General features: G+C 53.4%; 1 pseudogene. It reads left to right on the top strand.

From position 1 onward, the window contains the following. Window positions 1–581 precede the first annotated feature (581 nt). A pseudogene (locus E1958_RS19570) lies at window positions 582–1,050 on the top strand (helix-turn-helix domain-containing protein); the annotation flags it as partial.

Raw genomic sequence — 1,050 nt, 5'->3', positions numbered from 1 at the left:
AAATTTATACGCGCCTCATCATGCGCCGAATCCTTTGCAAAATTGGTATACATAAGTGGAATGTGTGCAAATGTTCCATTTGCTTAAAGGTTCGGCCACACCAATACCACGATTGGGAGGGTTGTCGTTGCCGCCAGTGCGGGTTTACCAGAAATGAAGGTCATGAATGGAAATTGTGCGAGTGTATCAGGTGTGGGTACAGAAGAGAACACGTTTGGAAAAACGATCATTGTGAGTTGTGTGGCTCTATACGCAGAGTTTGTCAGACTTGTCTTGATGAGCCAATTGTAGATCCATGTCCAAGTTGTGGTGGAGAAGGGAGAGAATGCTATACAGACTCGGATTATCCTATGTGGCATTCTGATCCAAGTGCTGATGGTTTCTATATTTCTTGTGCAAAATGTGATGGTTTGGGCCGGATGGTATGCCAGTCATGTAAAGGTAACGGATATCTCATTGAGCCTCCTCCTACCTAGATGTGGGGTCCCGGATGATTACATAGGATCTAAAATGGGGCCATTATTGCGTGCCCGAGAGGTCATGGAATTACTGGTAGCCACGTCTATATCGGAGAAAGCGCAATGAATATCCACCTGCATGCCAATGCCACCACGACTCCGAAGACCCGCCAATACATTCAGGTATCTCACCAGTCGGCGACGCACCTGGCCGACGAACTGGGTGTGAGTGAGGATACGATCCGCCGCTGGCGGGGGCGTGACGGGGCTGCCGATGGCTCGCACACGCCGCACCGCTTGCAGACTACCCTTACCCCGACCCAGGAAGCGGTGGTCGTGGAACTGCGCAAGACGCTCCTCCTGCCCCTGGATGACCTGCTGGCAGTGACCCGCGCGTTCACCCACCCCGAACGCTCCCGCTCCAGTCTGGACCGCTGTCTGCGCCGCCACGGCGTTTCCAACCTCAAGACCCTGATGCCCCAGGAGGAAGGCGCCAAAACGCCGGTGAAGACGTTCAAGGAGTACGCGCCGGGCTTTGTACACGTCGATGTCAAGTATCTGCCTCAGATGCCCAATGAGGACCAACGGACCT

The sequence above is a fragment of the Candidatus Thiosymbion oneisti genome (assembly GCF_004359955.1).
Lineage (GTDB): Bacteria > Pseudomonadota > Gammaproteobacteria > Chromatiales > Chromatiaceae > Thiosymbion > Thiosymbion oneisti.
The sequence above is the reverse complement of the archived record's forward strand: the minus strand, read 5'-3'. Positions and strand labels throughout refer to the sequence as shown.